This is a genomic window from Pedobacter sp. T50_32 (genome assembly GCF_057652195.1).
In genome coordinates this window covers 730,420-752,589 of record NZ_JBYFBY010000002.1, presented here as the reverse complement: position 1 = coordinate 752,589, position 22,170 = coordinate 730,420, and the positions used below count along the sequence as shown (strand labels likewise).

Below are 22,170 nucleotides of genomic sequence, written 5' to 3'. Positions count from 1 at the left end.
TAGAAATACAGCAAAATCCTAAAAATCTATACTCTTTTGTGCATTAAATATCCATCTTTGCAACATTATCTTAATTTCAACCACAAATGAACAAGCAGCAGCTTTTTGAACAAATTCAATTAAAGAAATCTTTCTTATGTATAGGTTTAGATCCAGTTTTAGATAAACTGCCTAAGCATTTATTAAAATACGAAGATCCAATTCTTGAATTTAACAAACAGCTGATTGATGCAACACATGATTTGTGCGTGGCTTATAAACCTAACACTGCATTTTATGAAACTCGTGGTGTAAAAGGTTGGGATACTTTGGTGAAAACTTGGAAACATTTTCCGAAAAATATATTTACCATTGCCGATGCAAAACGTGGCGATATTGGTAATACTTCGGCAATGTATGCAGAAGCCTTTTTTAAGAAAGAAAGTTCTGAGATGAGTTTTGATTCTGTAACAGTTGCACCTTACATGGGTAAAGATTCTGTTTCTCCTTTTTTAGCTTACGAAGATAAATGGGTAATTCTATTAGCCTTAACTTCTAATGAAGGCAGTCAAGATTTTCAAGCGAAGCAAAGCGATAACCAGAAGCTTTTTGAGCAAGTGATTACCACTTCTCAGCAATGGGCAGATAGTAACCAAATGATGTATGTAGTTGGTGCTACCAAACCAGAAGAATTTCAAAACATCCGCCGTTTGGCGCCAGATAATTTTCTTTTAGTACCAGGTATTGGGGCACAGGGGGGCAGTTTAAGTGCAGTTTGCGAACACGGTTTGAACAGAGAGTGTGGTTTGTTGGTTAATGCTGGCCGCAGTGTTATCTATGCAAGTAACGGCGAAGACTTTGCCGAAAAGGCAAGAGAGGAAGCGTTGAGCTTGCAGCAAGAAATGGAGCAAATTCTGAAGGCTGCCAACTTGATATGAACCAGAAAAAAGACGTTAGGTTAATTATAGCTCTTTTCGCAATTGCTATAGTTTGGGGTACCACTTATTTGGGCATTCGCATAGCGGTACACACTATTCCGGCATGGTTTGTTGCAGGTTTGCGACAAGTTGTTGCTTCTTCATTGCTATTGGCAATTTTGCTTTATAGAAAAGAATTTAAATGGATAGGCTGGAAAAGCCTCGGTAGACAAATTCTTGTTGCCAGTTTAATGATAATTGTTGCTAATGGAATGACAACCGTGGCAGAAGAAAGTATTCCGAGCGGATTAACTTCTTTGCTAACGGCACTTTCGCCAATTGTAGTGTTTTTAGGGAGTTTGATTTTCGGTCTTCAAAAACCTAGTATAAAAGGTTTTATAGGAGTAATTATTGGATTTAGTGGAGTGGCATTTATTTTTAGAGATGGAATTGGCGATATACTAGATCCATCTTATAAAACAGGAATTACCTATTTAGCAATAGCTATTTTAGGTTGGGCTGCAGGAACTATTTATACAAAAAAGTACACGCACAAAAGCAGCAATATTTTCCTCGACTTGTTCTATCAATTTGCCTACGCTGCAGTAGCTCAACTAATTATCGCCTCCATAGTTTCTCCAGATACAGATTTTAATAGTTGGAGTTGGCAAAGTATGGCTGCCATTGCATATTTAGGTATTTTTGGATCTGTAGTTGGTTTCTTCTGCTATAATTATGCGTTAAAGAAAGTAAGTGCGACAGAAGTTTCCATCCTTTCTTATTTCAACACAATAATAGCTATTTTCTTAGGATGGTTAATTTTGAATGAGACCGTCACTTATGATTTATTGATTGCTACGGTGTTGATTATTCTTGGCGTATTCATTACTAACTATAAAAAGAAAGAAGCAAAATAAATCTATGCTATTTTACTTCTAATAGTTTTGAGTGGGCTGAGAAGAAGCAATTTATTGCTAAATTCAAATATGCGCTTCCCCGAAGAATTTTTACATTTTGTTTGGCAGTTTAGGTTGTACGATCCCTTACAACTTCAAACTGTTGATGGGAAATCTTTGAAAATTCTTAACTGTGGTTTTCCGAATAAGCATGCTGGACCAGATTTTACCACGGCCAAAATAATAATAGACGAAACTATTTGGGTAGGGCAGGTAGAGGTTCATTTGAAAGCTTCAGATTGGAACGTACACCAACATCAAACCGATAATGCGTATGATAATGTCATTTTGCATGTGGTTTGGGAGCAAGATATAGAAATTGCCAACAAGGATGGTACCATACTTCCAACATTAGTTTTGAATGGCAGAGTTAAGGAACATCTATTCGAGAACTATCAAAACCTTATTCAGTCGGTAGCGAGTTTTCCCTGTGAAAATCAATTGAAAGATGTAGATGGATTTGTAATTAATAGCTTTCTTTCGAGAATTTTGATAGAACGTTTAGAACAGAAATCTGAGGGGGTTTTTGAGCGCTTAGCACAGCTGAACGGTAATTGGGATGAAACTTTTTATCATTTTATGGCAAAAAACTTTGGTTTTAAAGTAAATGCTTTGCCTATGCAGGTGCTAGCACAAAACTTGCCACAAACGCTGTTTGCCAAACATAAAGATCAGCCATTACAGGTAGAAGCGTTAATTTTTGGGCAGGCAGGTTATTTACAACAAAGTTTTGAGGAAGATTATCCCAACGAATTGAAAAAAGAGTATTCGTTTTTAAAGAAGAAGTATAATTTAGTTGTAATAGATATTTCTTTGTGGAAGTTTTTAAGAATGCGACCTCAGAATTTCCCGACGTTAAGGTTGGCTCAATTTGCAGCGCTCATCGTAAAATCGAGCCATTTGTTTTCTAAAGTGTTGGAGGTTAAAAATGTGAAGGATCTAAAGTTTTTGTTTGAGGATTTGCCTGTGCATCCATTTTGGCAAACCCATTATCATTTTAATAAGGAAGCAGAAAAAGTAAACACACAATTAGGCAGTAGCTCTATCGATAATATCCTAATCAACACGGTAAGCTTGTTTCTATTTGCTTACGGGAAATATACGGGACAGGCTAATTTTCAAACTAGGGCCTTTTATTTATTAGAAAGTATTGCTGCGGAGAAAAATAATATCATCTCACAATATTTGGATGCGGGCGCAATAGCCGAAAATGCTTATCAAACACAAGCCTTTCTACAGTTGCGAAAAAACTACTGCAACAATAAGAAGTGTTTAAACTGCGGTATAGGATTAAAGATTTTAAAGAAGACTTGAAATTATAGGGTATTCGGGAGTTAAAGCGCAAGTCTTAATTCCTTAATGCTTAATTAATTGATATTAAAATGCATAATTGTTCGTTAGAACTAAACCAAAAATTAATAATTATGTTGTTTATCTATTATTTTTGTAAATTAGATTAAAATCAACTTAGAAAATGTTCCAACGCATAGTTACTTTTTTTGAACAACGTAGTTTTGGCGTGTCAGCATATTTGGCAAATAAGTTGGATATGAGCACAGCTAAAGTGCGTCTGTTTTTTATCTATTCGTCATTTTTAGCTGTCGGATTTCCTATTCTATTTTACATCTTAGCTGCTGTTGTGTTAGATATAAGAAGCTATATGAAACGTGTAAGATCGAAAGTTTGGGAATAAACTGAATTACGATTTGCTGTAGTTGACTTTATAATTCGAACTCCAGCTTTTTACTTTCTACTTTTGCCTTTTAACTTTATTTAGTCGTCGTCTCTCAAGATCTCTGCAATCTCAGCAAAACCTTTTTCGGCCGCCAAATCTGCCGGTAGTTTGCCGCCTTCCATGCGTAACGTTACTTCAGCACCATGTTCTAGCAATAAAATAATCATTTCGATATTGCCTAATTGTGCAGCACTATGCAAAGGAGCCACACCAGATTTTTGGCAAACATTTGGGTAAGCACCTGCATCTAGTAACATTTTAACAATGCCGTAATTATTGTTAGCTACTGCCGAGTGAATTGGAAATACGTTAAATCCGTTTTTGCTTGGCAAGTTTACCTCAGCACCTTTCAGTACCAAAAAGCGAGCAATTTCTTCGTGACCAAAATAGCAAGCTAAGCCTAACGGTGTAAAACCATCGGCAGAATATTCGTTAACAGCACGGGGATCTTTGAAAACTAAAAGCGTCACTTCATCAAATTTGCCGATAGCACAAGCATCGAAAATGGTCAGTTCGGGCATAAATTCGGCAATGGCATTGGCAATATCCATCTTTTTATAATAGCATGCCAACAACATGGGCGAAATTTGATGTGATGTTGTTTGTGTAGCTAATTGCGGTTTTTGCGACAATAAAGCTACTATTTCATCTAACTGATTATTCTCTATGAGCGTTTCTAGCTGCGTAATATCCATTTTTAAATTAGTTTTCGCTAATAGGTTAAATTAACGAAATTAAATTAACATTTAGAAAATACCTAACAAATAAGGCTTAGCCACAGATGCACAGATTTTTGCTATTAAGCCAATCAATTAAATTTTAATCAAAATCTGTGCATCTGCGGCTAATCATAATAGAAATAAAAAATCCTGCACAGTTGTCACTACGCAGGATTAAACTAAAATAAAAAACCTATACAATAATTAATTGCTTGTGTAGTTTCAGACTATAAGGCTTGCAAAAGGTTTAATGTCAAATCAAATAAGAGTAGCTAAATGAATAGTGCAGTAAAAGAATTTAAACAGTTTCTTATATTTGTTCATTAAAATTTAAACGATACGATGTCGGTAAGGGGAAATTCATTCAAATCCAATTCTTTCAAACAAAATGCGGAGCCAACAAAAGGTGGGCAGAAGGCCAGCCCTAGAGAACCTCGCATAAAAGCCGAGTATCTGCCGACATTTAATCTTCAAGATGGACGACTGGTAAAAATTATTGGTCTGTTTTTCGTTATTCTTTCCATTTACTTTTTGGTTGCTTTTACTTCCTACATCTTTACCTGGGAAGAAGACCAAAGTTATGTTATCGATGCTAATGGTGGTTGGAGTAACCTTTTCAAAAGTATCGAAGAATTAAAGCAAAGTGGAGTTGAAGACCCAGTTGTACAAAACTGGTTAGGTAAAATTGGTGCTTTGTTGTCGCATCAATTTATTTATGAATGGTTTGGTGTTGCTTCATTCTTGTTTGTATTTGTATTTTTTGTAATCGGATACAGAATGCTTTTCAAGGTGAAGATTTTTCCAGTAGAAAAAGTGTTGGCTTACAGTTTCTTTTTTCTGCTATTTATCTCGCTTGCTTTCGGTTTCGGACATTCATTTTTCGCTAAAACACCTCATTTTTTAGAAGGCGAGTTTGGTTATTGGACCAATAAGTTGTTAGAAGTACAAATAGGTAGAACAGGAGTGGGCGGATTGTTAATTTTCTTAGGTTTGTCGGTGCTTATCGTAGCTTATAACATCGACTTTAAATTTCCAGAGAAACAGCCTGCGCCAAATCCAAGAAGAATTGTAGATCCAGAAACACCTGAAAATAATGAACTTGAGGAAGAAGAGGAAGAGGTTTCTGGTCCTGTAGATTTTAGTATAAATGATAGGTATAAAAATCAGCAGAAGCAAGAGCAGAATATTGTTTTAACGCCAAGCAGATTTGAAAAAACCGAGCCCGAAGAAGAAAAAACATCACTTCCTTTAGGAACAAATATTTTGTTGACACCTACGGTTGCAGCTCCAGTAGCTGCGGCAACGGTTGCGGAAACTTTAGCTCCAGTAATGCCAATGGAAATTACTCCATCGCCAAAAGTGGAAGAAAGAGTAGCGGAGAAGGTAGAAGAGCCAGCGTTTACTATCGAAAAAACTGAAGAGGAAGTAAAATCTGATGAATTAGTAGAGCAGTTCGGTAATTACGATCCGACTTTAGATTTGTCAGGTTATAAATATCCTCATTTAGATCTAATGGAAAATTATGGAACTAACAAGATTTCTGTAAATTCTGAAGAACTAGAAGCGAATAAAAATAAAATTGTAGAGACCTTAAATCACTACAATATCGAAATTGATAAAATTAAGGCTACTATTGGTCCAACGGTAACGCTTTATGAGATTATCCCTGCGCCAGGTGTTCGTATTTCTAAAATCAAAAACTTAGAAGATGATATTGCTTTAAGTTTGGCGGCACTAGGTATTCGTATCATTGCACCAATGCCTGGTAAAGGTACTATTGGTATCGAGGTTCCAAATTCTCATCCAGAAATGGTAGCTATGCGAAGCGTATTGAATACCGATAAATGGGCACAAAATACGATGGATTTGCCTATTGCGCTGGGTAAAACGATTAGCAACGAGGTTTACATCGCCGATTTGGCAAAAATGCCGCACTTATTAGTAGCTGGTGCAACTGGTCAAGGTAAATCGGTGGGTATTAACTCGATTTTGGTATCACTACTTTATAAAAAACATCCTTCTCAATTAAAGTTTGTTTTGGTCGATCCTAAAAAGGTAGAGTTAACTTTATTCAACAAAATTGAGCGTCACTTCTTAGCCAAATTGCCGGGCGGAGAAGACGCCATCATTACCGATACCAAAAAGGTAGTTCATACTTTGAATTCACTTTGTATAGAAATGGATCAGCGTTACGATCTGTTGAAAGATGCAATGGTGAGGAATTTAAAGGAATACAATGAAAAGTTCATCAAACGTAAGCTAAATCCTAATAATGGCCACCGTTTCTTGCCTTATATCGTTTTAGTGGTAGATGAGTTTGCCGATTTGATTATGACGGCAGGTAAAGAGGTAGAAACGCCAATTGCTCGTTTAGCACAATTAGCTCGTGCTATTGGTATTCACTTGGTTTTGGCTACACAACGTCCATCGGTAAACGTAATTACAGGTACTATTAAAGCCAATTTTCCTGCCAGATTGGCGTTTAGGGTATTGTCTAAAATAGATTCACGTACCATTTTAGACAGTGGTGGCGCAGATCAGTTAATTGGTAGAGGGGATATGCTCTTGGCAACTGGTAGTGACTTGATTAGGCTACAGTGTGCGTTCGTAGATACACCAGAAGTGGATAGAATTTCTGATTTCATAGGTAACCAACGTGGCTATCCAGATGCGTATTTACTGCCAGAATACATCGATGAAAATGGTGAAGGAAGCACTAAAGATTTTGATCCAGATGATAAAGATGCTTTGTTTGAAGACGCTGCAAGGCTGATTGTAATGCATCAACAGGGTTCAACTTCGCTTATCCAACGTAAAATGAAATTGGGTTACAATCGAGCTGGTAGAATCATCGATCAATTGGAAGGTGCGGGAATTGTTGGTCCTTTTGAAGGTAGTAAGGCTCGTGAAGTTTTAATTCCTGACGAATATGCTTTGGAACAATTCTTGAGTAACCTTAACAACAAATAGAAAGAATTTAGAAATGAAGAAATTAATAGTAGCGTTTTTAGCCCTAGGTATTTTTGGTTCGGTAGCTTCGGCACAAACAGACCCTAAAGCAAAAGCAATTTTAGCAGAGGTTAGCAAAAAATACCGTTCTTACGATGTAGTGAAAACAGATTTCACTTTCACTTTAGATAACAAACAAGCGAAAGTTAAGGAAACGCAGCAAGGGACTTTATATGTAAAAGCAAACGCGAATAAGTACAAAGTAGCCATGACCAACCAAGAGTTAATTAGTGATGGTAAAGTACAGTGGACTTATTTAAAGAATGATAAAGAAGTGCAGGTGAATAATGTAGATCCAAGTGGTGAAGCATTAAACCCGGCAAAGATTTTTACCATTTACGAAAAAGGCTTCAAATATATTTATACAGGCGAGCAAAAAGTTGGAAATAAGGTTTATCAAATGATTGATTTATCACCTACAGATGCTAAAAAAAATGTATTTAAAGTGCGTTTAAGTGTAGATAAAGCAGCAAAACAAATTGCTAATATCGTAGTGTTCGAGAAAAACGGAAATACATATACCTACAATGTAAAAACGTTTTCACCTAACGTAAAAGTTTCAGACGCGACGTTTGCTTTTGATGCGAAGAAATACCCAGGTGTAGAAGTAGTTGACTTACGTTAATAACAATAAATAAATTATTATACTTCAAAAAGGGTTTACGCTATTAGCTTAAACCCTTTTTTATTAGATTTGGAATTCATCAAATTCATACGTTTTGAAAGTAACTTTTTTAGGTACGGGTACATCGCAGGGCATTCCAGTAATTGGATGTGGTTGTGTAGTATGCAAGTCTGCCGATAAAAAGGATAAACGATTAAGGGTGTCGGTATGGGTTCAAACTGATGATAAAAGTATCGTGATAGATAGCGGTCCAGATTTTCGTTACCAAATGTTAAGAGCAGGAGTAAACGATTTGGATGCCATTCTATATACCCACGAACATAAAGATCATGTGGCAGGTTTAGATGATATTCGCCCGTTTAATTACATCCTTAAAAAACGCATAGATATTTATGCCACAGAACGGGTTCAGGAGGCTTTAAGGCGAGAGTTTCAGTATATTTTTGCCGAAACAAAATACCATGGTTTACCACAAATTAACCTTCACACCATTACAGATCAGGACTTTAAAGTAGGTGAAACCAAAGTTGTACCTTTTGAAGTGATGCATTATAAGTTGCCAATTTTAGGTTACCGAATTGACGATTTTACCTATATCACCGATGCCAAAACCATTAGTGAAGCTTCTTTAGAGAAAATTAAAGGAACAAAGGTGTTGGTTTTAAATGCGCTGCAAAAGGAAAGTCATATTTCTCATTTAACTTTTGATGAGGCAATCGCTATGGCAGAAAAAATAGGTGCCGAAACAACTTATTTTACGCATATCAGCCATAATTTAGGTTTACATGCCGAAGTAAGTAAAGAGCTGCCGTCAAAGATAAAGCTCGCTTACGATGGTTTAACGATTGACCTAAATTCAATTGATTATTAGAAAAGCAGGGACATTGTAATTATTAAGGTTAGTCCCGTTATTTGCTTTACTCGGTTCGTACCTCACCTTCGTGTTCGCTACTACCGGGTTTATTCTACACAATCCTATGCTTTCTAGTAAATAAGCACTATCAAGCGCATCCGCATAAAAAATGAATGACAAGTAAAACTTTACAATTCAAATGATATATTTGCAGCACAAAATACCCGGGTGGCGAAATTGGTAGACGCACCATCTTGAGGGGGTGGCGCTGGCAACGGCGTGGCAGTTCGAATCTGCTTCCGGGTACTCACAATATTATTGTTCAAATTTTTAAGGGGTTGCTTGTTTGAAAGCAATCCTTTTTTATTTTCAGTAGTTATCGTGAAGTATCCTCTCAATAAATTTTGTTCTAAATGAAACCTGATCCCATACCAGATTATCTTTGAATATCCCTTGATGAAGGTATACTTTTAGATAACGTTTGCTTTTTCATAAATGGAAAGTAGGCCTTTGAGGTTTTTTTACTTTCTATCCATCACTATCAAAACATCTCGTAGATACGCTTGTCTCTAATGCCAAAAAAATCCTCTGCGAGCTTCCATGAGGTCATGATCTTTTTGATGAAGGGCAGACCTGAAATTGCCGCCGCAATTGCCGGTGCGGCGTACTGACTGACTCCCATCCAGATTAGGATAGCCAGTGTGGCCAGCATACCGATGTTGAAGATCAAAATATCACCTATTTTAAAGAACGTCCCGATATTCCTTTGTGCCAGATAGGGTAGAAGGGCCAAGGAGTTAATCATCACTCCTATGAAGCATCCCAGAATCAGCTTGTCTGTAAATGAAATGACTGCAGAATAGGATTTATCGAATACAATAAGGTTGACGGGCAATACCATAAGGATGAACGAAGAGGCAATGATCCTAGAAAAAAATACGCTGAACATCTTTTTTCTTGACGGTTGCGCTGCCCGGTTGATCCTCCATAACCTATAGTCCTGATAGATGACCACCAATTGCATCAGCAGTACAAAAATCCAGATCTTGGTCAAAAAGTCCTTGTCGGATTGTAGTCTAGATACTGGGAACATCAAGTCGAAATCTGCACTGGGATTGGTTTTCAGGATCGTGGTGCGGAAATGGTAGCGGTAGAAGGTTTCCACAACTGGGTCGATGGCAAATAGAACCGAAATGACGAACACGAGAAAAATAACATTGGGTAGTGAAAATTTAACCATCATATCTATACAATTTACAAAGGAACAGCAAAGCCGTCCCTCTTGTTTCTCAAATTGGGCGGAACTGCTCAAACCATTTGTACATTTGCTTTATTTGTCCGTTTCAAGTTGATAAGAGATTTACCTGCCTGTTGGTCCGCTTTTTAAATTTATAATCGGTCTTCAAGATTCACAAAGTGGTCGCCTTAATAAAGATTAGACGACCACTTTTCTAATATCATTTAGAATCTTTTATTTTAGACTATCTATACAGACGGTGCACTTCCATTGAGATAAAATGCTAGTCAAAATCGAACATATCGGATAAAAATGATTTTTTCTTCTTTTTGTGACCGTATTGGTGGTTATCATACCTATCATCGCGACGATCTTCGTATCTATAATCACTTTTGTCGGATGAATAACGATTACCATTATCACTATTATTCGAGTGGTCTTGATAAGTAGGATTACCACCGTTGTTTGCTTCTGCAAATTGCAATAGCTTATCTAGCTCCCCTCGGTCTAACCAGACCCCACGACAACTTGGACAATAGTCTATTTCCACTTTGTGACGCTCGGTAATTAGCAGTGTTTCATTGCAATTAGGACATTTCATATTGATGATATTTAAGTTTAAATAATAACGTTTCTTTTAAATTGATGTTTTGTACTTACCCACCCAAAGCTCTAAATAGTCCAATGATGGAATTGTACGAAGCTTTTTTGAGGTCTACCTGTTCCATTTCTGCATTAAGTACACTTGCTTGAGCCACAATTACTTCAAGATATGATGCATAGCCAGCCAAATAGAGATCATTTGCAGATGCTACAGCCTGTTTTAGCTCTGCAACTTCCTGCGATTTGAGTTGGTAGGCCTGTTGAAAATTGTGCATAGCTGATAACTGTGTAGAAACCTCTTCATAGCCTTTAATGATGCTATTTTGATAATTGTAGAATGCTGAAAGTTGTCCAGCATTTGCTACCAAGCTGTTATTCTTTAGTTCGGCTCGGTTAAATATGGGTGCGGTAAGTCCGCCGAGGAAACCTGTAGCGAGCGAACCTGGAGAGAACAATAGCGGTAACCTAAAAGCATGATAGCCAGCATAGGCATTGATACTAAGTGAGGGCAGAAAGGCTTTTCTTGCTGCGGCTACATCTGCTTTGGCAGCCTTAAGCTCTAATTCTGCTTCCTGTATATCTGGTCTGGCCAATAGTTTTGTTACTGGTATTGTCGAAATAAATTTTTGCGGAAGTGCCTTATTGATCACACTTGTGTCTCTTTCCAAAGAAGTTGGAAATTGACCTAATAAGGTGTTGATCCCATTTTCAACAGCGGTTATTGCTTGTTTAATTTCGAACTGTTTCCCTTTGGTGTCCATTAGTTGTGCTTTGAATTGGCTCACCGCTAATGCGGTAGCCCTACCACCAGCTAATTGGGCCTCGATAATCTCTAATCCTTTTTCTTGCAGGGTAATATTCCTTTTGAGTATCTCCAGTTTTTTGTCCAATGCAACCATTTCGTAATACATCTCGGCAATTTGGCTCACCAGTTGCGTTTTGTACCATTGTAGTCCTTGGCGACTAGCTAGATAACGTTGGTAAGCTGCTTGCTTTCTTTTAGATAGTTTGCCCCAGATATCAATTTCCCAAGAACTACGGAAACCAGCAAAAAAATCTGGTGTAGGGTTGGGGATCATCTGATCATTATTAATATTGGGAGAGAAATTGGTATCATAATTACCTACACCATTCATGGTATAGTCACCAAACTTGTCTAAGCCTCCCGAAACATGGGCATTCAGGCTAGGCATTAACTGCACACGGGTCAATTTGAGGTGGGCATTGGCCATTAGTACACGTTGTACGCCTGTTTTCAGATCTAAATTATTCTGAAGTGCCGTATCTATCAATTTTTTTAAATCTTCTTGTACAAAGAGATTTTCCCAATCAATAGGTTTGACAAGACTATCTTGTGCATTGGATGCTGCTTCCGGTAGGTTTTTAAGCACTGGAAGCGGCTCGGGCTTGGTGATCCCGCATGAATGGAACAACAGTGCCGAGAAAATACTGGCAATGATAATCTTGGATGTCATATTAAGTGTTTGCATCTGTTTCGTAACTTTCTTTAACGGTTGAAATTGGAGTTTTGCTTTTGCTAGAGCGGGCGAAGATGGCATATAAACCAGGAATGATGATAACACCAAAAAGGGTACCCAATAACATTCCGCCTACGGCGGTCATCCCTATGGAGCGATTACCTACTGCACCTGCTCCCGAGGCCACGCAAAGTGGGATTAGGCCTGCTACAAAAGCAAAGGAAGTCATCAGGATTGGACGTAGCCTTGCTTTTGCGCCTTCTAAAGCAGCCTTAGCTACAGGTAATCCAGCTTTTCGTTTTTGTTCCGCAAATTCAATAATCAGGATAGCATTTTTTCCTAGTAAACCGATGAGCATTACCAGCGCTACTTGTGCATAGATGTTGTTTTCTAACCCTGCCAGTTTTAAGGTGAAAAAAGCCCCTGCAATTCCTGCTGGTAATGATAAAAGTACAGGTAGTGGCAGTAGGAAACTTTCATATTGGGCTGCTAAAAGCAAGTAAACAAATACTAGGCAGACCAAGAAAATATAGATGGCTTGATTTCCAGAAAGGATCTGTTCACGGGTCATGCCAGACCATTCGATACTAAACCCTCTAGGGAGTTTTTCTTCGGCTACCTTTTCTACGGCAAGTATAGCATCACTGCTACTGAAACCAGCTTTTGCCTCACCGTTAATCATCGCTGAGGGATACATGTTGTATCTATTGATTTGTTCTGGGCCGTAAACTCTTTCTAATGAAATAAAGGTAGAATAGGGGATCATCTCTCCACGATCATTCTTTACGTATAGTCTCAGCAGGTCGTCCGGCTGACCTCGGTAAGATGGATAAGCCTGTAGCATCACTTTGTACATCTGCCCGAAACGGATGAAATTTGTTGCGTAGTAACTGCCGATTAGCGTTTGAAGGTTAGATAGCGCATTATCAATAGTGACGCCTTTTTGTGCAGCCATATCTTGGTCCACGTGGATCATGTACTGTGGAAAGTTCGGATCAAAACTGGTAAAAGCTCCTGCAATTGCCTTGTCTGTTCTCAGTGCAGCGAGAAAGTCATCGGTGATTTTAGCGGTCTTGCTCATATCCTCACTTTTGTTCTTATCCAATAAACGAAGCTCAAAGCCACTTGCATTTCCGAAACCTGGAACCGTTGGGGGAGAGAAAAATTCGATGGAGGCATCGCTGATATTTTTAGTCTTTTCTTGGAATTGCGCAATCAACTGGTCTACAGTTTCTTCACGGTCGTCCCAACCTGCAAGATTGATCATGGCCATTCCATAGGACGCACCTGAAATATCACTCATCAAACTATAACCTGCAAGGGTAGTAATATTTTCTACTGGTTTAAAGTCTTTACTGATGGCAGATAATTGGTCCAATACTTTCTCAGTACGTTCAACTGTTGAGCCCGGAGGCGTGGTTACATTCACATAGATCATACCCTGATCTTCCGTTGGGATAAAGCCTGATGGAAGGATGTAGCCACCCAACCACGTAGCTGCAGCAAAGAAAAGCAACAATACTAGTGTTACCGGTTTTCTGCCGATGATCTTACCGATTAAGGATGCATATTTCTTTTCGGTTTTATCATAGCCCTTATTGAAACGGCCAAAGAATTTTGTTAACCATCCCTTTTTGGTAGAGTTAGGGTCTTGGTGTTTGAGCATCAATGCGCATAGGGCGGGAGTGAGGGTAAGGGCATTAACACCAGAAATAACAATTGATATTGCCAAAGTAAGGGAGAACTGCCTATAGAATACACCTACAGGTCCTGATAGGAATGCTACTGGTACAAATACTGCAGACATTACCAGCGTAATCGCTACAATGGCTCCCGAAATCTCTTTCATGGCAGAAATAGTCGCTTCCATTGGTGGGAGATGTTCTTCTGTCATCTTCACATGCACCGCTTCCACAACTACGATCGCATTATCCACCACAATACCGATGGCGAGCACAAGGGCAAACAGTGTAAGGATATTAATGGAGAAACCCATCGCCAATAAAAAAGCCATGGTACTTACAAGTGCCACTGGCACGGCTAGAGCTGGGATCAACGTGCTGCGGAAATCCTGTAAAAACAAGAATACTACGAGGAATACCAAGATAAAAGCTTCTATCAATGTCCTAACTACTTCGCTAATACTTGCATCTAAGAAACGGGAAACATCATAAGCATAATTGTATTCCATTCCTGGCGGAAAACTATCGCTTTTCAATTCAGCCATTTTAGCTTTGATGTTATCAATAACCTGACTGGCATTAGAACCAGGGCGTTGTTTGATCATGATTGACGCAGAAGGCATACCGTCAGTTTTGGATACCATGTCATAACTCACTGTTCCAAATTCAATATCTGCAATGTCTTTCAATTTAACCAAAGCACCATCTTTCGAGGCTTTAAGTACCAGGTTATCATATTGTTCCTTGCTGTTAAATTTACCAGTGTAACGGAGTACATATTGTTTGTCCTCTTTACCCTTGCCAGAATTCTCTCCTGCTACACCAGGAGCAGCTTCAATATTCTGCTTGCGCATCATGGCAATAACCTCTTCGGTAGAAATGTTATAGGAAAGCATGCGGTCTGGTTTTAGCCATACCCTCATAGAATAATCACGTGCACCCATAATGTCTACGAAACCTACACCATCTATACGCTTCAGTTCTTGAAGAACATTGATATCGGCGAAATTGTAGATGAACTCTTCGTTCATATCCTTGTCGGTACTGGTAATGTTGAGGTAAAGCAACATACTATTGACTTCCTTTTCGGTAGTCACACCAGCCTTAATAACTTCTTCGGGGAGTTCGTCTAATACGGTGGTTACCCGGTTTTGAACGTTAACGGCGGCTTGGTCGGGGTCGGTACCCACTGCAAAAAACACTTGAATTAGCGTTACACCATTATTGCTGCTCACGGAGTTCATATAAGTCATTCCAGGAACCCCGTTGATGGCTTTTTCTAAAGGGGTAGCAACTGCATTTGCACAAACTTCGGCATTGGCGCCATTGTAGCTGGCGGTTACTACAACCGAAGGTGGAACGATATCTGGAAATTGGGTAATTGGCAGTCTGAAAAGTGCCAATATGCCCAATAGAACTAATACTAAAGAGATGACCAGTGAAAGTACTGGCCGTCTGATAAAGGTCTCTATCATTGGAATAGCATAAAGCACAGCGTCTTCCCCCGAGGGGATACACTGCATGTGAAAAAATAAGCTTAGGGTTTAATTACGGGCCAGTAGTTCGCTTTGTTTCTGATAAACTGGTTTGATGACTGTACCATCTTTAATGTTCTGCACGCCCTCGTAAACGATGGTTTCGCCCGATGAAAGGCCTTCGCCTGCCACGTAAAAGCCAGAAAGGCTCATTGTTGGAGTGAAGCTTTTCATCTTTACAAGATTGTCCTTTCCCATCACAAAAACATAATGCTTATCCTGTATCTCAAAAACAGATTTTTGAGGGATAAGAATGCTTCCAGAAAGTTGGGAGGTGAGTTGTATCTTGCCTGAAGAACCATGCTTTAGGATACCCTTTGGATTGCTGAATAGTGCCCTAAAAGCGATTGAGCCCATGTTTTCTGAAAATGCGCTTTCATGGGTTTGTATTTTACCCTTAGATGGATAGGTTTCCCCATCAGCTAATAAAAGGGTAACTTCCTTGTTTTTGCCAAGATTGTTTTTGTTTTTGCGTGCAAATTGTAGGTATTCGTTTTCCGAAATATCGAAATAAGCATACATTTCATGGGTATCGGAAACAGTGGTCAATAAAGTGCCTTCTTCTACCAAGCTGCCTGTTTTTAGCGGTAAACGATCAATAGTTCCTGAGAAGGGAGCTCTGATCTGGGTATAAGATAGTTTTTGTTTGGCTTCATCGATCATCGCTTTGGCCGATTTTACGTGCGAATCTGCTTCAGCTACTTTGGCCTCACCTAAGCTAAGCTCCGAACTAGAAATTACTTTCTTTTGAACCAAAGTTTTGATGCGCTCAAGTTCTACCCTGGCTATTTTTGCCGCAGATTCTGCACTACCAAGGTTGGCGTTAGCTTTGTTAAGTGCAATAGAAAACTCTTTGTCTCCTAATTGAAAAAGCAATTGGCCTTTTTTAACCATTTGCCCTTCATCTACCAACATCTTTTCGATAAAACCATGTATGCGAGACCTGATCTCTACATTCTTGATGGCTTGTATTTCTGTAACATAGTCCGTATGTACCACTGTGTCTCTAGGAGATAGTTTTACCACTGGTACTTCATTAATCGTTTCTTTCTGATTTTCGCTTTCTCCACTGCATGCCTGTAACATGCCCAGCAGAAATGGAATGGCTACCCATTTTAGTTTCATTATGCTTTGCTATAAGATTAAACTTTAAAAAATTATGCATGCAATGGCATGCCCTAAAAATTTGTAAAGTCTAGAAATAGGTAAGCCGATAGAGGAAACAATGTTGTTCGAGCGGAAAAAAAGCGGGTTGGTAATACGAAGGGCGGGTGGCCGGATCGGTATGTCGAATGCTTACCCTTCGATAAGACGGTTGAAGACAAGCGCTATACTCGTTAACACTGCGGTATTTTTTGGAAAGTTTGAAGGCTTTTTGCCCAATCTTTGTATATGGCGAAAGCTTTTCGTCATCTTCCGAAAGTTGCTGGAAATTGGTTTGCTGCTTAGTCGGAACTGGGCGGGGTAACCTGTGAGCAGTTGAGGCAAACGGCTGTAGCAAAAAGAAAAACAGGACACAACACAATAGCAAAATATTGCCAAATCGTAAATTTAGTAGACGATTGATAATAAATGTGTTCTTTCGTAAATCCATGTGTCGGCTTCAAAATTAACAGTTTTGTTTGCGGATTGTTGTCAACACATTGTAACACTTGCGATGGATGTTGTGTTTTGTAGATGAACTGAGCTTTTATGGTAGTTTAAGGTGCGATCTTATTACCCAAGTCTTAAAGTAGAGTTTAAATTGCTCTCAACTTGGTTATAGCTGATTTTATGCTATCCAATAGAGGTTAATTCTATATTAACCTTTTATTAACACTTTGCTGTGCCTTTGAAAAAGTAGTGTATTTTTTCATTTTTGTACAGATGTTCAAGGTGTCTAGACGTAGAATTGCAAGAAAAACCAATGTAGCTGCTAAAAAATTAAGTTTACTGCTGGCCGCATGTTACATGCTGGTTTCAATGATAAATCTGTTTCTAATAGACAGACAGGGGCAGTGGAAAGTAACACAGCAGTTGGTAAGTAGTTCTGAGCTGATGGATGGGGATGAGACCTCGAAGATGATAAGGTTGCATAAGTGTGTGTTAGATGATCGTAGAAAGCTCACCGGACAAGATATTTTACTTCTGCTACCTATTGATCTGGTATGGTTTTTTACGCCAGAGAGATCATTTCCAATTTTGCCAGTAGTGCACCTTTCTTTAGGTGCTTTAGCCCTTTGGCCCGTATTCTTGCTGAACTGCATTTTCAGAGTGTAGAATTTCCTGTTCTGGGATTAGTTCCTAGGGCGTTCTTTATTTATCCTTTTTTATAAGTGGATTATTGTCTGATTACATAGATCAGTAGTGTTTATTATGCCCTACTGACTTATTTCTGTTATTACAGATAATGGGTATATATGCCTCCGCTTCATCTTGACCAACTTTGGTCGAAAGGAAATTGTCTTTCTTTTTAACTTCATCAATTATCTGGATATGGCCATGAACCTAGTCCAAAGACACCAAGCGATACTAGAATGTATCCATCAGAAAAAAAATGTATCTATTATGGGACTAAGCAGCGAGCTAGACGTTTCCTCGGTTACCATACGTAAAGATATTAGATTATTAGAAGCCAAGAACTTGGTATTTAGGAAACATGGCCGAGCTTACCTTAGGCCTGGTCAAGGCGCAGCAACAAATGCTAGGCAGCAAAATTTGAAGTTTGCAGAAAGGGCTAGGATTGGTCGGGCTGCTGCAGCGCTGTTAAGGGAACACGACTCCGTTATGGTGGGAGCTGGTTCTTGTCTTTGGCATTTAGCCAGATGCATCCCAACAGATCTTCCATTAAATTTAGTGACCTCCTCGCCAGAGATTTCTATCGAATTGCTGCGTTGCCCATTGATAGAGACAGTACAGCTTGCTGGGCCATTAACAAGGGGCTCTCGTTCGGTTGCTGGTCGTTATGCTGAGCTCGGTATACGTGATCTTAATTTCGATGTTTTGTTTCTAGAAGTTGCTGGTATCGACCTTTTACATGGGGTTACGATGGCACAAGCTGTTGAAGCGCAGTTGGTTAAACAGATGCTAGATCGTGCTAAAAAAATCGTGGTCTTAATAGATTCGGAAAAGATTGGTCAAGCGAGTTTTAGTAAGGTGGCAACCATCAATCAGATAGATCATATCATAACTGATAAAAGAGCTCCAATGCATTTAACAGATCAGATGAGAACTATGGGAATAGAAGTGACCAGCGTGTAGCGTTGCTTTAATTTTATTGGTAATTGATGGTGTTTCTTTTGGTTTCTATTCTAGTAGAACCTTGCTTTGCCGTATCTTTTGATTTCGATTAAACTAATTCTTTTAGTGATGTGTTTTATTGTTTTTCAGTCCATAGTCTGCAATTGTTATATATGGTAGCTTTGTTTCATTTCGAAAGTGTAGTTTCATTTTGTTTCATAATATTCCTTTGGTGATTTTTTGGTAATCTAACCTTAACACGGTGGGTCTAGTTTTGCAAGCGTTCGGAAGTACCATCAAAAGCTTCTGGATCACATTTTATGGACAAAACAAATACTAAAGATGTTCGCTTGTGTCAACAAGATAGACCCAGCGAAAATGTCTCCAGTTTTCGTTTCAAAGTTAAACGAAAGACGGGGGGACGGCGGTTTGCTGTTGCCGTAAGCACAGCAATTCTATTAACAGTTATCTTCCAATTTGTGCTAGTTCAGCGCATTTATGCCCAAAACACAACAGGCATTATAGTTAGCGGAACAGTAAGAGATAAAGGTGATAACACAGGAATTCCAGGTGTTAGTATTATCGATATGGCTGGTAAAGTATTGGCGATGACTAACGTTAATGGTGATTTCAACATCAGAACAACCAAAGGAGCTAAAATTAGCTTTACAATGATTGGTTACAAAACCACCTCCAACACCTTTACAGAAAGTAGGAGCAAAGTTGAAATTACTTTGGAGTCTGCGGTAAACGAACTTAATACTGTAGTAGTTACCGCCTTGGGAATTAAAAGGGATGAAAGAGCTTTAGGTTATGCTGTAACGAAAATCGACAGTAACCAACTTACCGATGCGGTAGCCAGTAACTGGACCGATGCACTTTCTGGTAAGGTGGCAGGTCTTAATTTGGTGCGTAACAGCGGACCTGCAGGTTCCAATAAGATCATTCTTCGTGGAGAAAATAACCTAACTGGAGAGAATGAGGCACTAATCGTAATTGATGGTGTAGTGGCCAGTAGTACTGCCCAACGTTCGTCGGCAACTGGTGGGGGCGTGTATGGTACTTCGGGCGACATCATGCCAGCAGATTTTGGAAGCGGACTGAACGATCTTAACCCCGATGATATAGAAAGTGTGACGGTTCTTAAAGGACCGGCAGCGTCGGCATTATATGGTCAGAGAGGTGCTAATGGTGCCGTGGTAATAACTACTAAAGCGGCAGGAAAGCGCAAGCGCATGGGAATAACTTTCACATCCAACAGCGCTTGGGATCAGGTTAACAGTGGGCCAGATAGACAGATGGAATTTGGAGCCGGTCTTGATGGCACAACCTTTTATCAGTTCGGTACTGGGGCAACAAGTTCAACTTTCGGACCTTCTTTTTCTGCGGGATACATGTTTTACCAATACGATCCGGTAACTAAGGCCCGAGGATTGAACAAAACACCTTGGATAGCAACGCAAGATCCAATAGATGCTTTTTTTGTAACTGGTTTCGAGTCTACCAATTCGGTAACCTTAGATGGAACTTTCAAAAATGTTGGACTACGCTTATCTGCCAACCATGGCAATAACGAGTGGATTGTACCGAATACAGGTCTAGAAAGAACAAATGTGGCATTGAATATCAATACAAACATTACCAAAAAACTTAGCCTGAACATTAAGGCTGGTTATAGCAATAGGTATAGCGATAATTTACCAGCCACTGGGTATGGCAACCAATCGCTAATGTATTGGTTCATGTTTGCTCAGCCCAATATCGATGTAGATTGGTACCGTGATTACTGGGCTCCTGGTATGGAATATCAACGCTTCCTAAACCTGACAACTTCGTACCCAGAGGGGCCGTATGCAATTACCGAGCAATATACCAATGGACAAAGGCGTAACGGTCTTTTGGGAAATATACAAGCGAACTACAAATTCACCAAAGAGCTTAGCTTAATGGTGAGAGCCTCTATTGACCAAAATAGAGATAAAAGAGAAACTAGGCGTCCATGGGATACCTCTTCTGGTGGAAGATTTGCACAAGGTTCTTATCGTGTAACCAATATTAACCATTATGAAATAAACGCTGATTTTATGTTGAAGTACGACAAGAAGTTTAACAAAGACTTCCGTATGACGGCCACTTTCGGCGGTAGCCAAATGCGTAATGAATACAATAGGCTAGAAACTAGAGCAGATGGTTTAGTAGTGCCAAATATCTACTCATTGGATAACAATCGTAATCCTTTAGTTTATGCGCCAGATACATCACGTTTTAGAATTAATAGTGTTTACACCGCCATGTCTTTTAGTTATAAAAACTATCTTTATTTAGATTTGACAGGTCGTGTAGATTGGAACAGTACCTTGGCTACACCTACTAGAACCGATAACGTTGGTTTTCCTTATCCATCGGCAAGTTTATCATTTATCGCTTCCGACTATTGGAAACTTCCAAAATTTATTAGTTATGCCAAGCTAAGAGGCTCCCTAGCTCAGGTTGGTAGTGGAAGTACTACACCATATCGTACGGCTTATAACTTTCTTATCGCTGCCAATAATATTTTTCCAGATAATGCAATGGCAGCTCCAACCGTTTTGCCTAATCCAAACTTAAAACCATTAATTACCACTGCATTAGAACTAGGTTTAGATTTGAGGTTGTTCAAAAATCGTTTGAATTTCGATTTGGCAGTTTATCAGGGCAATACCAAAAATCAGATTTTAAGCCGTGTAATTGACCGTTCTTCGGGATACAATGTAGGTATCTTTAACGTAGGCCGTGTAGATAATAAGGGGCTAGAGCTTGCTGTAAACGGTAGCCCGGTAAAAACTAAGAACTTTACTTGGACTTTAAATGGAACTTTTACAGCAAACCGCAATACCATTAAGGAATTGGCAGATAGCTCTGTAGTGCTTCGTACGGGTGGTTTCGGTAACTCGGGGCAAATTGTAGCTGTTGTAGGTGGCAGTATGGGTGATTTGTACGGTACGGGCTTTATGCGTTCGCCAGACGGACAGATCGTTTTTGATGAAAATACAGGGATACCCAAAATTGTTTCAGACGTGAAGTACCTAGGTAATACAATTCCTAAATTCAGGTTTGGTTTTGGAACAGGTTTCAGTTATAAGAAACTGAGCATGAATGTGCTATTCGATGCACAAGTAGGTGGAATTGGCCACTCATTTACCCATGCAAGAATGGCTTCGCTGGGTAAGCTTGAGATGACCATACCGGGCAGGTATAACGGTATTATAGGTGATGGGGTAGTTGCCAATGGCGATGGTACCTATAGGCAGAATGATGTTATTGCTAACGATCTTGACAACTATTATGCTGCGATGTATTATAATCAGGCAGAGGGAAGCATTTTCAAAACCGATTACCTGAAGTTTAGAGAGGCCAATTTGACCTACGCTTTCAGTAAAAATTTCTTAAACAAAATTGGTTTTAACAAGATGACTTTAGGAGTTTACGGTCGTAACCTTTTCATCTGGTCGCCGTGGCCAGCATTCGACCCTGAATTTGGAACCTTGGCTGGCTCAGATATTCAACAAGGTTTTGAAACCGGACAATTACCTTCAACTAGAACCTATGGTGTACGTTTAGTCGTGGGCATTTAAAATAATCAT

At 39.2% G+C, this 22,170-nt stretch carries 16 protein-coding genes and 1 tRNA gene; 11 read left to right on the top strand and 6 right to left on the bottom strand.

Annotation, left to right across the window (positions count from 1 at the left end; all coding sequences use genetic code 11):
• Positions 1 to 86 precede the first annotated feature (86 nt).
• The 4 genes from pyrF (at position 87) to AC23ME_RS08590 (ending at position 3,545) form a co-directional block, all read left to right on the top strand.
• Positions 87 to 917 carry an orotidine-5'-phosphate decarboxylase gene (gene pyrF, locus AC23ME_RS08605; RefSeq protein WP_487727346.1) on the top strand — a complete coding sequence of 277 codons (831 nt, stop codon included), beginning with the start codon at positions 87 to 89 and terminating at the stop codon, positions 915 to 917.
• Positions 914 to 1,813, top strand: coding sequence for a DMT family transporter (locus AC23ME_RS08600; RefSeq protein WP_487727345.1), 900 nt, complete (start codon positions 914 to 916; stop codon positions 1,811 to 1,813). Before pyrF ends, AC23ME_RS08600 begins: the two co-directional genes overlap by 4 nt.
• A gap of 69 nt (positions 1,814 to 1,882) precedes the next feature.
• Positions 1,883 to 3,166 carry a DUF2851 family protein gene (locus AC23ME_RS08595; protein WP_487727344.1) on the top strand — a complete coding sequence of 428 codons (1,284 nt, stop codon included), beginning with the start codon at positions 1,883 to 1,885 and terminating at the stop codon, positions 3,164 to 3,166.
• Between the two features lie 160 nt (positions 3,167 to 3,326).
• On the top strand, positions 3,327 to 3,545 hold the full coding sequence (locus AC23ME_RS08590; RefSeq protein WP_487727343.1) for a PspC domain-containing protein: 219 nt from the start codon (positions 3,327 to 3,329) through the stop codon (positions 3,543 to 3,545).
• An 80-nt stretch (positions 3,546 to 3,625) separates the two neighbouring features.
• On the opposite strand, the gene AC23ME_RS08585 is transcribed toward AC23ME_RS08590, so the two are convergent.
• Entirely contained in the window at positions 3,626 to 4,282 is a 657-nt protein-coding gene (locus AC23ME_RS08585) for an ankyrin repeat domain-containing protein (RefSeq protein WP_308850687.1), read from the bottom strand.
• Between the two features lie 366 nt (positions 4,283 to 4,648).
• Here AC23ME_RS08585 and AC23ME_RS08580 point away from each other — a divergent pair, with 366 nt between their 5' ends.
• The 4 genes from AC23ME_RS08580 to AC23ME_RS08565 all read left to right on the top strand — a co-directional run bounded on the left by AC23ME_RS08580 (position 4,649) and on the right by AC23ME_RS08565 (position 9,099).
• The gene (locus AC23ME_RS08580; RefSeq protein WP_487727342.1) at positions 4,649 to 7,276 is read left to right on the top strand and encodes an FtsK/SpoIIIE family DNA translocase; all 2,628 of its coding nucleotides are present in this window, start codon (positions 4,649 to 4,651) and stop codon (positions 7,274 to 7,276) included.
• Between the two features lie 13 nt (positions 7,277 to 7,289).
• Positions 7,290 to 7,940: an outer membrane lipoprotein periplasmic chaperone LolA1 gene (gene lolA1 / locus AC23ME_RS08575; RefSeq protein WP_487727341.1), complete on the top strand. Its 651-nt coding sequence runs from the start codon at positions 7,290 to 7,292 to the stop codon at positions 7,938 to 7,940.
• Between the two features lie 94 nt (positions 7,941 to 8,034).
• Positions 8,035 to 8,811 (top strand): MBL fold metallo-hydrolase, encoded by a 777-nt coding sequence (locus AC23ME_RS08570; protein WP_487727340.1) that lies wholly within the window; start codon positions 8,035 to 8,037, stop codon positions 8,809 to 8,811.
• A gap of 204 nt (positions 8,812 to 9,015) precedes the next feature.
• Positions 9,016 to 9,099: transfer RNA gene (locus AC23ME_RS08565), tRNA-Leu, on the top strand.
• Positions 9,100 to 9,334: 235 nt separating this feature from the next.
• Here AC23ME_RS08565 and AC23ME_RS08560 read toward each other — a convergent pair.
• The 5 genes from AC23ME_RS08560 to AC23ME_RS08540 form a co-directional block, all read right to left on the bottom strand.
• Positions 9,335 to 10,036, bottom strand: a complete 702-nt coding sequence (locus AC23ME_RS08560) for a hypothetical protein (RefSeq protein WP_487727339.1) — start codon at positions 10,034 to 10,036, stop codon at positions 9,335 to 9,337.
• A gap of 277 nt (positions 10,037 to 10,313) precedes the next feature.
• A complete protein-coding gene (locus AC23ME_RS08555; protein ID WP_487727338.1) occupies positions 10,314 to 10,631 on the bottom strand; it encodes a TFIIB-type zinc ribbon-containing protein in 318 nt (105 codons plus the stop codon).
• Positions 10,632 to 10,686: 55 nt separating this feature from the next.
• Positions 10,687 to 12,108: a TolC family protein gene (locus AC23ME_RS08550; RefSeq protein ID WP_487727337.1), complete on the bottom strand. Its 1,422-nt coding sequence runs from the start codon at positions 12,106 to 12,108 to the stop codon at positions 10,687 to 10,689.
• A gap of 1 nt (position 12,109) precedes the next feature.
• A complete protein-coding gene (locus tag AC23ME_RS08545; protein ID WP_487727336.1) occupies positions 12,110 to 15,268 on the bottom strand; it encodes an efflux RND transporter permease subunit in 3,159 nt (1,052 codons plus the stop codon).
• A gap of 69 nt (positions 15,269 to 15,337) precedes the next feature.
• Positions 15,338 to 16,453, bottom strand: coding sequence for an efflux RND transporter periplasmic adaptor subunit (locus AC23ME_RS08540; RefSeq protein ID WP_487727335.1), 1,116 nt, complete (start codon positions 16,451 to 16,453; stop codon positions 15,338 to 15,340).
• Positions 16,454 to 17,290: 837 nt separating this feature from the next.
• On the opposite strand from AC23ME_RS08540, the gene AC23ME_RS08535 reads away from it, so the two are divergent.
• From AC23ME_RS08535 to AC23ME_RS08525, 3 genes are all read left to right on the top strand, one after another.
• Positions 17,291 to 17,587 (top strand): hypothetical protein, encoded by a 297-nt coding sequence (locus tag AC23ME_RS08535; RefSeq protein WP_487727334.1) that lies wholly within the window; start codon positions 17,291 to 17,293, stop codon positions 17,585 to 17,587.
• Positions 17,588 to 17,809: 222 nt separating this feature from the next.
• Positions 17,810 to 18,568: a DeoR/GlpR family DNA-binding transcription regulator gene (locus AC23ME_RS08530; RefSeq protein ID WP_487727333.1), complete on the top strand. Its 759-nt coding sequence runs from the start codon at positions 17,810 to 17,812 to the stop codon at positions 18,566 to 18,568.
• Between the two features lie 299 nt (positions 18,569 to 18,867).
• The gene (locus AC23ME_RS08525) at positions 18,868 to 22,161 is read left to right on the top strand and encodes a SusC/RagA family TonB-linked outer membrane protein (protein WP_487727332.1); all 3,294 of its coding nucleotides are present in this window, start codon (positions 18,868 to 18,870) and stop codon (positions 22,159 to 22,161) included.
• Positions 22,162 to 22,170: the final 9 nt, after the last annotated feature.

Excerpts from the sequence above, each read along its gene's own strand:
- pyrF (WP_487727346.1), top strand. The coding sequence starts at position 87 with ATGAACAAGCAGCAGCTTTTTGAACAAATTCAATTAAAGAAATCTTTC.
- AC23ME_RS08600 (WP_487727345.1), top strand. The coding sequence starts at position 914 with ATGAACCAGAAAAAAGACGTTAGGTTAATTATAGCTCTTTTCGCAATT.
- AC23ME_RS08595 (WP_487727344.1), top strand. The coding sequence starts at position 1,883 with ATGCGCTTCCCCGAAGAATTTTTACATTTTGTTTGGCAGTTTAGGTTG.
- AC23ME_RS08590 (WP_487727343.1), top strand. The coding sequence starts at position 3,327 with ATGTTCCAACGCATAGTTACTTTTTTTGAACAACGTAGTTTTGGCGTG.
- AC23ME_RS08585 (WP_308850687.1), bottom strand. The coding sequence starts at position 4,282 with ATGGATATTACGCAGCTAGAAACGCTCATAGAGAATAATCAGTTAGAT.
- AC23ME_RS08580 (WP_487727342.1), top strand. The coding sequence starts at position 4,649 with ATGTCGGTAAGGGGAAATTCATTCAAATCCAATTCTTTCAAACAAAAT.
- lolA1 (WP_487727341.1), top strand. The coding sequence starts at position 7,290 with ATGAAGAAATTAATAGTAGCGTTTTTAGCCCTAGGTATTTTTGGTTCG.
- AC23ME_RS08560 (WP_487727339.1), bottom strand. The coding sequence starts at position 10,036 with ATGATGGTTAAATTTTCACTACCCAATGTTATTTTTCTCGTGTTCGTC.
- AC23ME_RS08555 (WP_487727338.1), bottom strand. The coding sequence starts at position 10,631 with ATGAAATGTCCTAATTGCAATGAAACACTGCTAATTACCGAGCGTCAC.
- AC23ME_RS08550 (WP_487727337.1), bottom strand. The coding sequence starts at position 12,108 with ATGACATCCAAGATTATCATTGCCAGTATTTTCTCGGCACTGTTGTTC.
- AC23ME_RS08545 (WP_487727336.1), bottom strand. The coding sequence starts at position 15,268 with ATGATAGAGACCTTTATCAGACGGCCAGTACTTTCACTGGTCATCTCT.
- AC23ME_RS08540 (WP_487727335.1), bottom strand. The coding sequence starts at position 16,453 with ATGAAACTAAAATGGGTAGCCATTCCATTTCTGCTGGGCATGTTACAG.
- AC23ME_RS08535 (WP_487727334.1), top strand. The coding sequence starts at position 17,291 with ATGATAAATCTGTTTCTAATAGACAGACAGGGGCAGTGGAAAGTAACA.
- AC23ME_RS08530 (WP_487727333.1), top strand. The coding sequence starts at position 17,810 with ATGAACCTAGTCCAAAGACACCAAGCGATACTAGAATGTATCCATCAG.
- AC23ME_RS08525 (WP_487727332.1), top strand. The coding sequence starts at position 18,868 with ATGGACAAAACAAATACTAAAGATGTTCGCTTGTGTCAACAAGATAGA.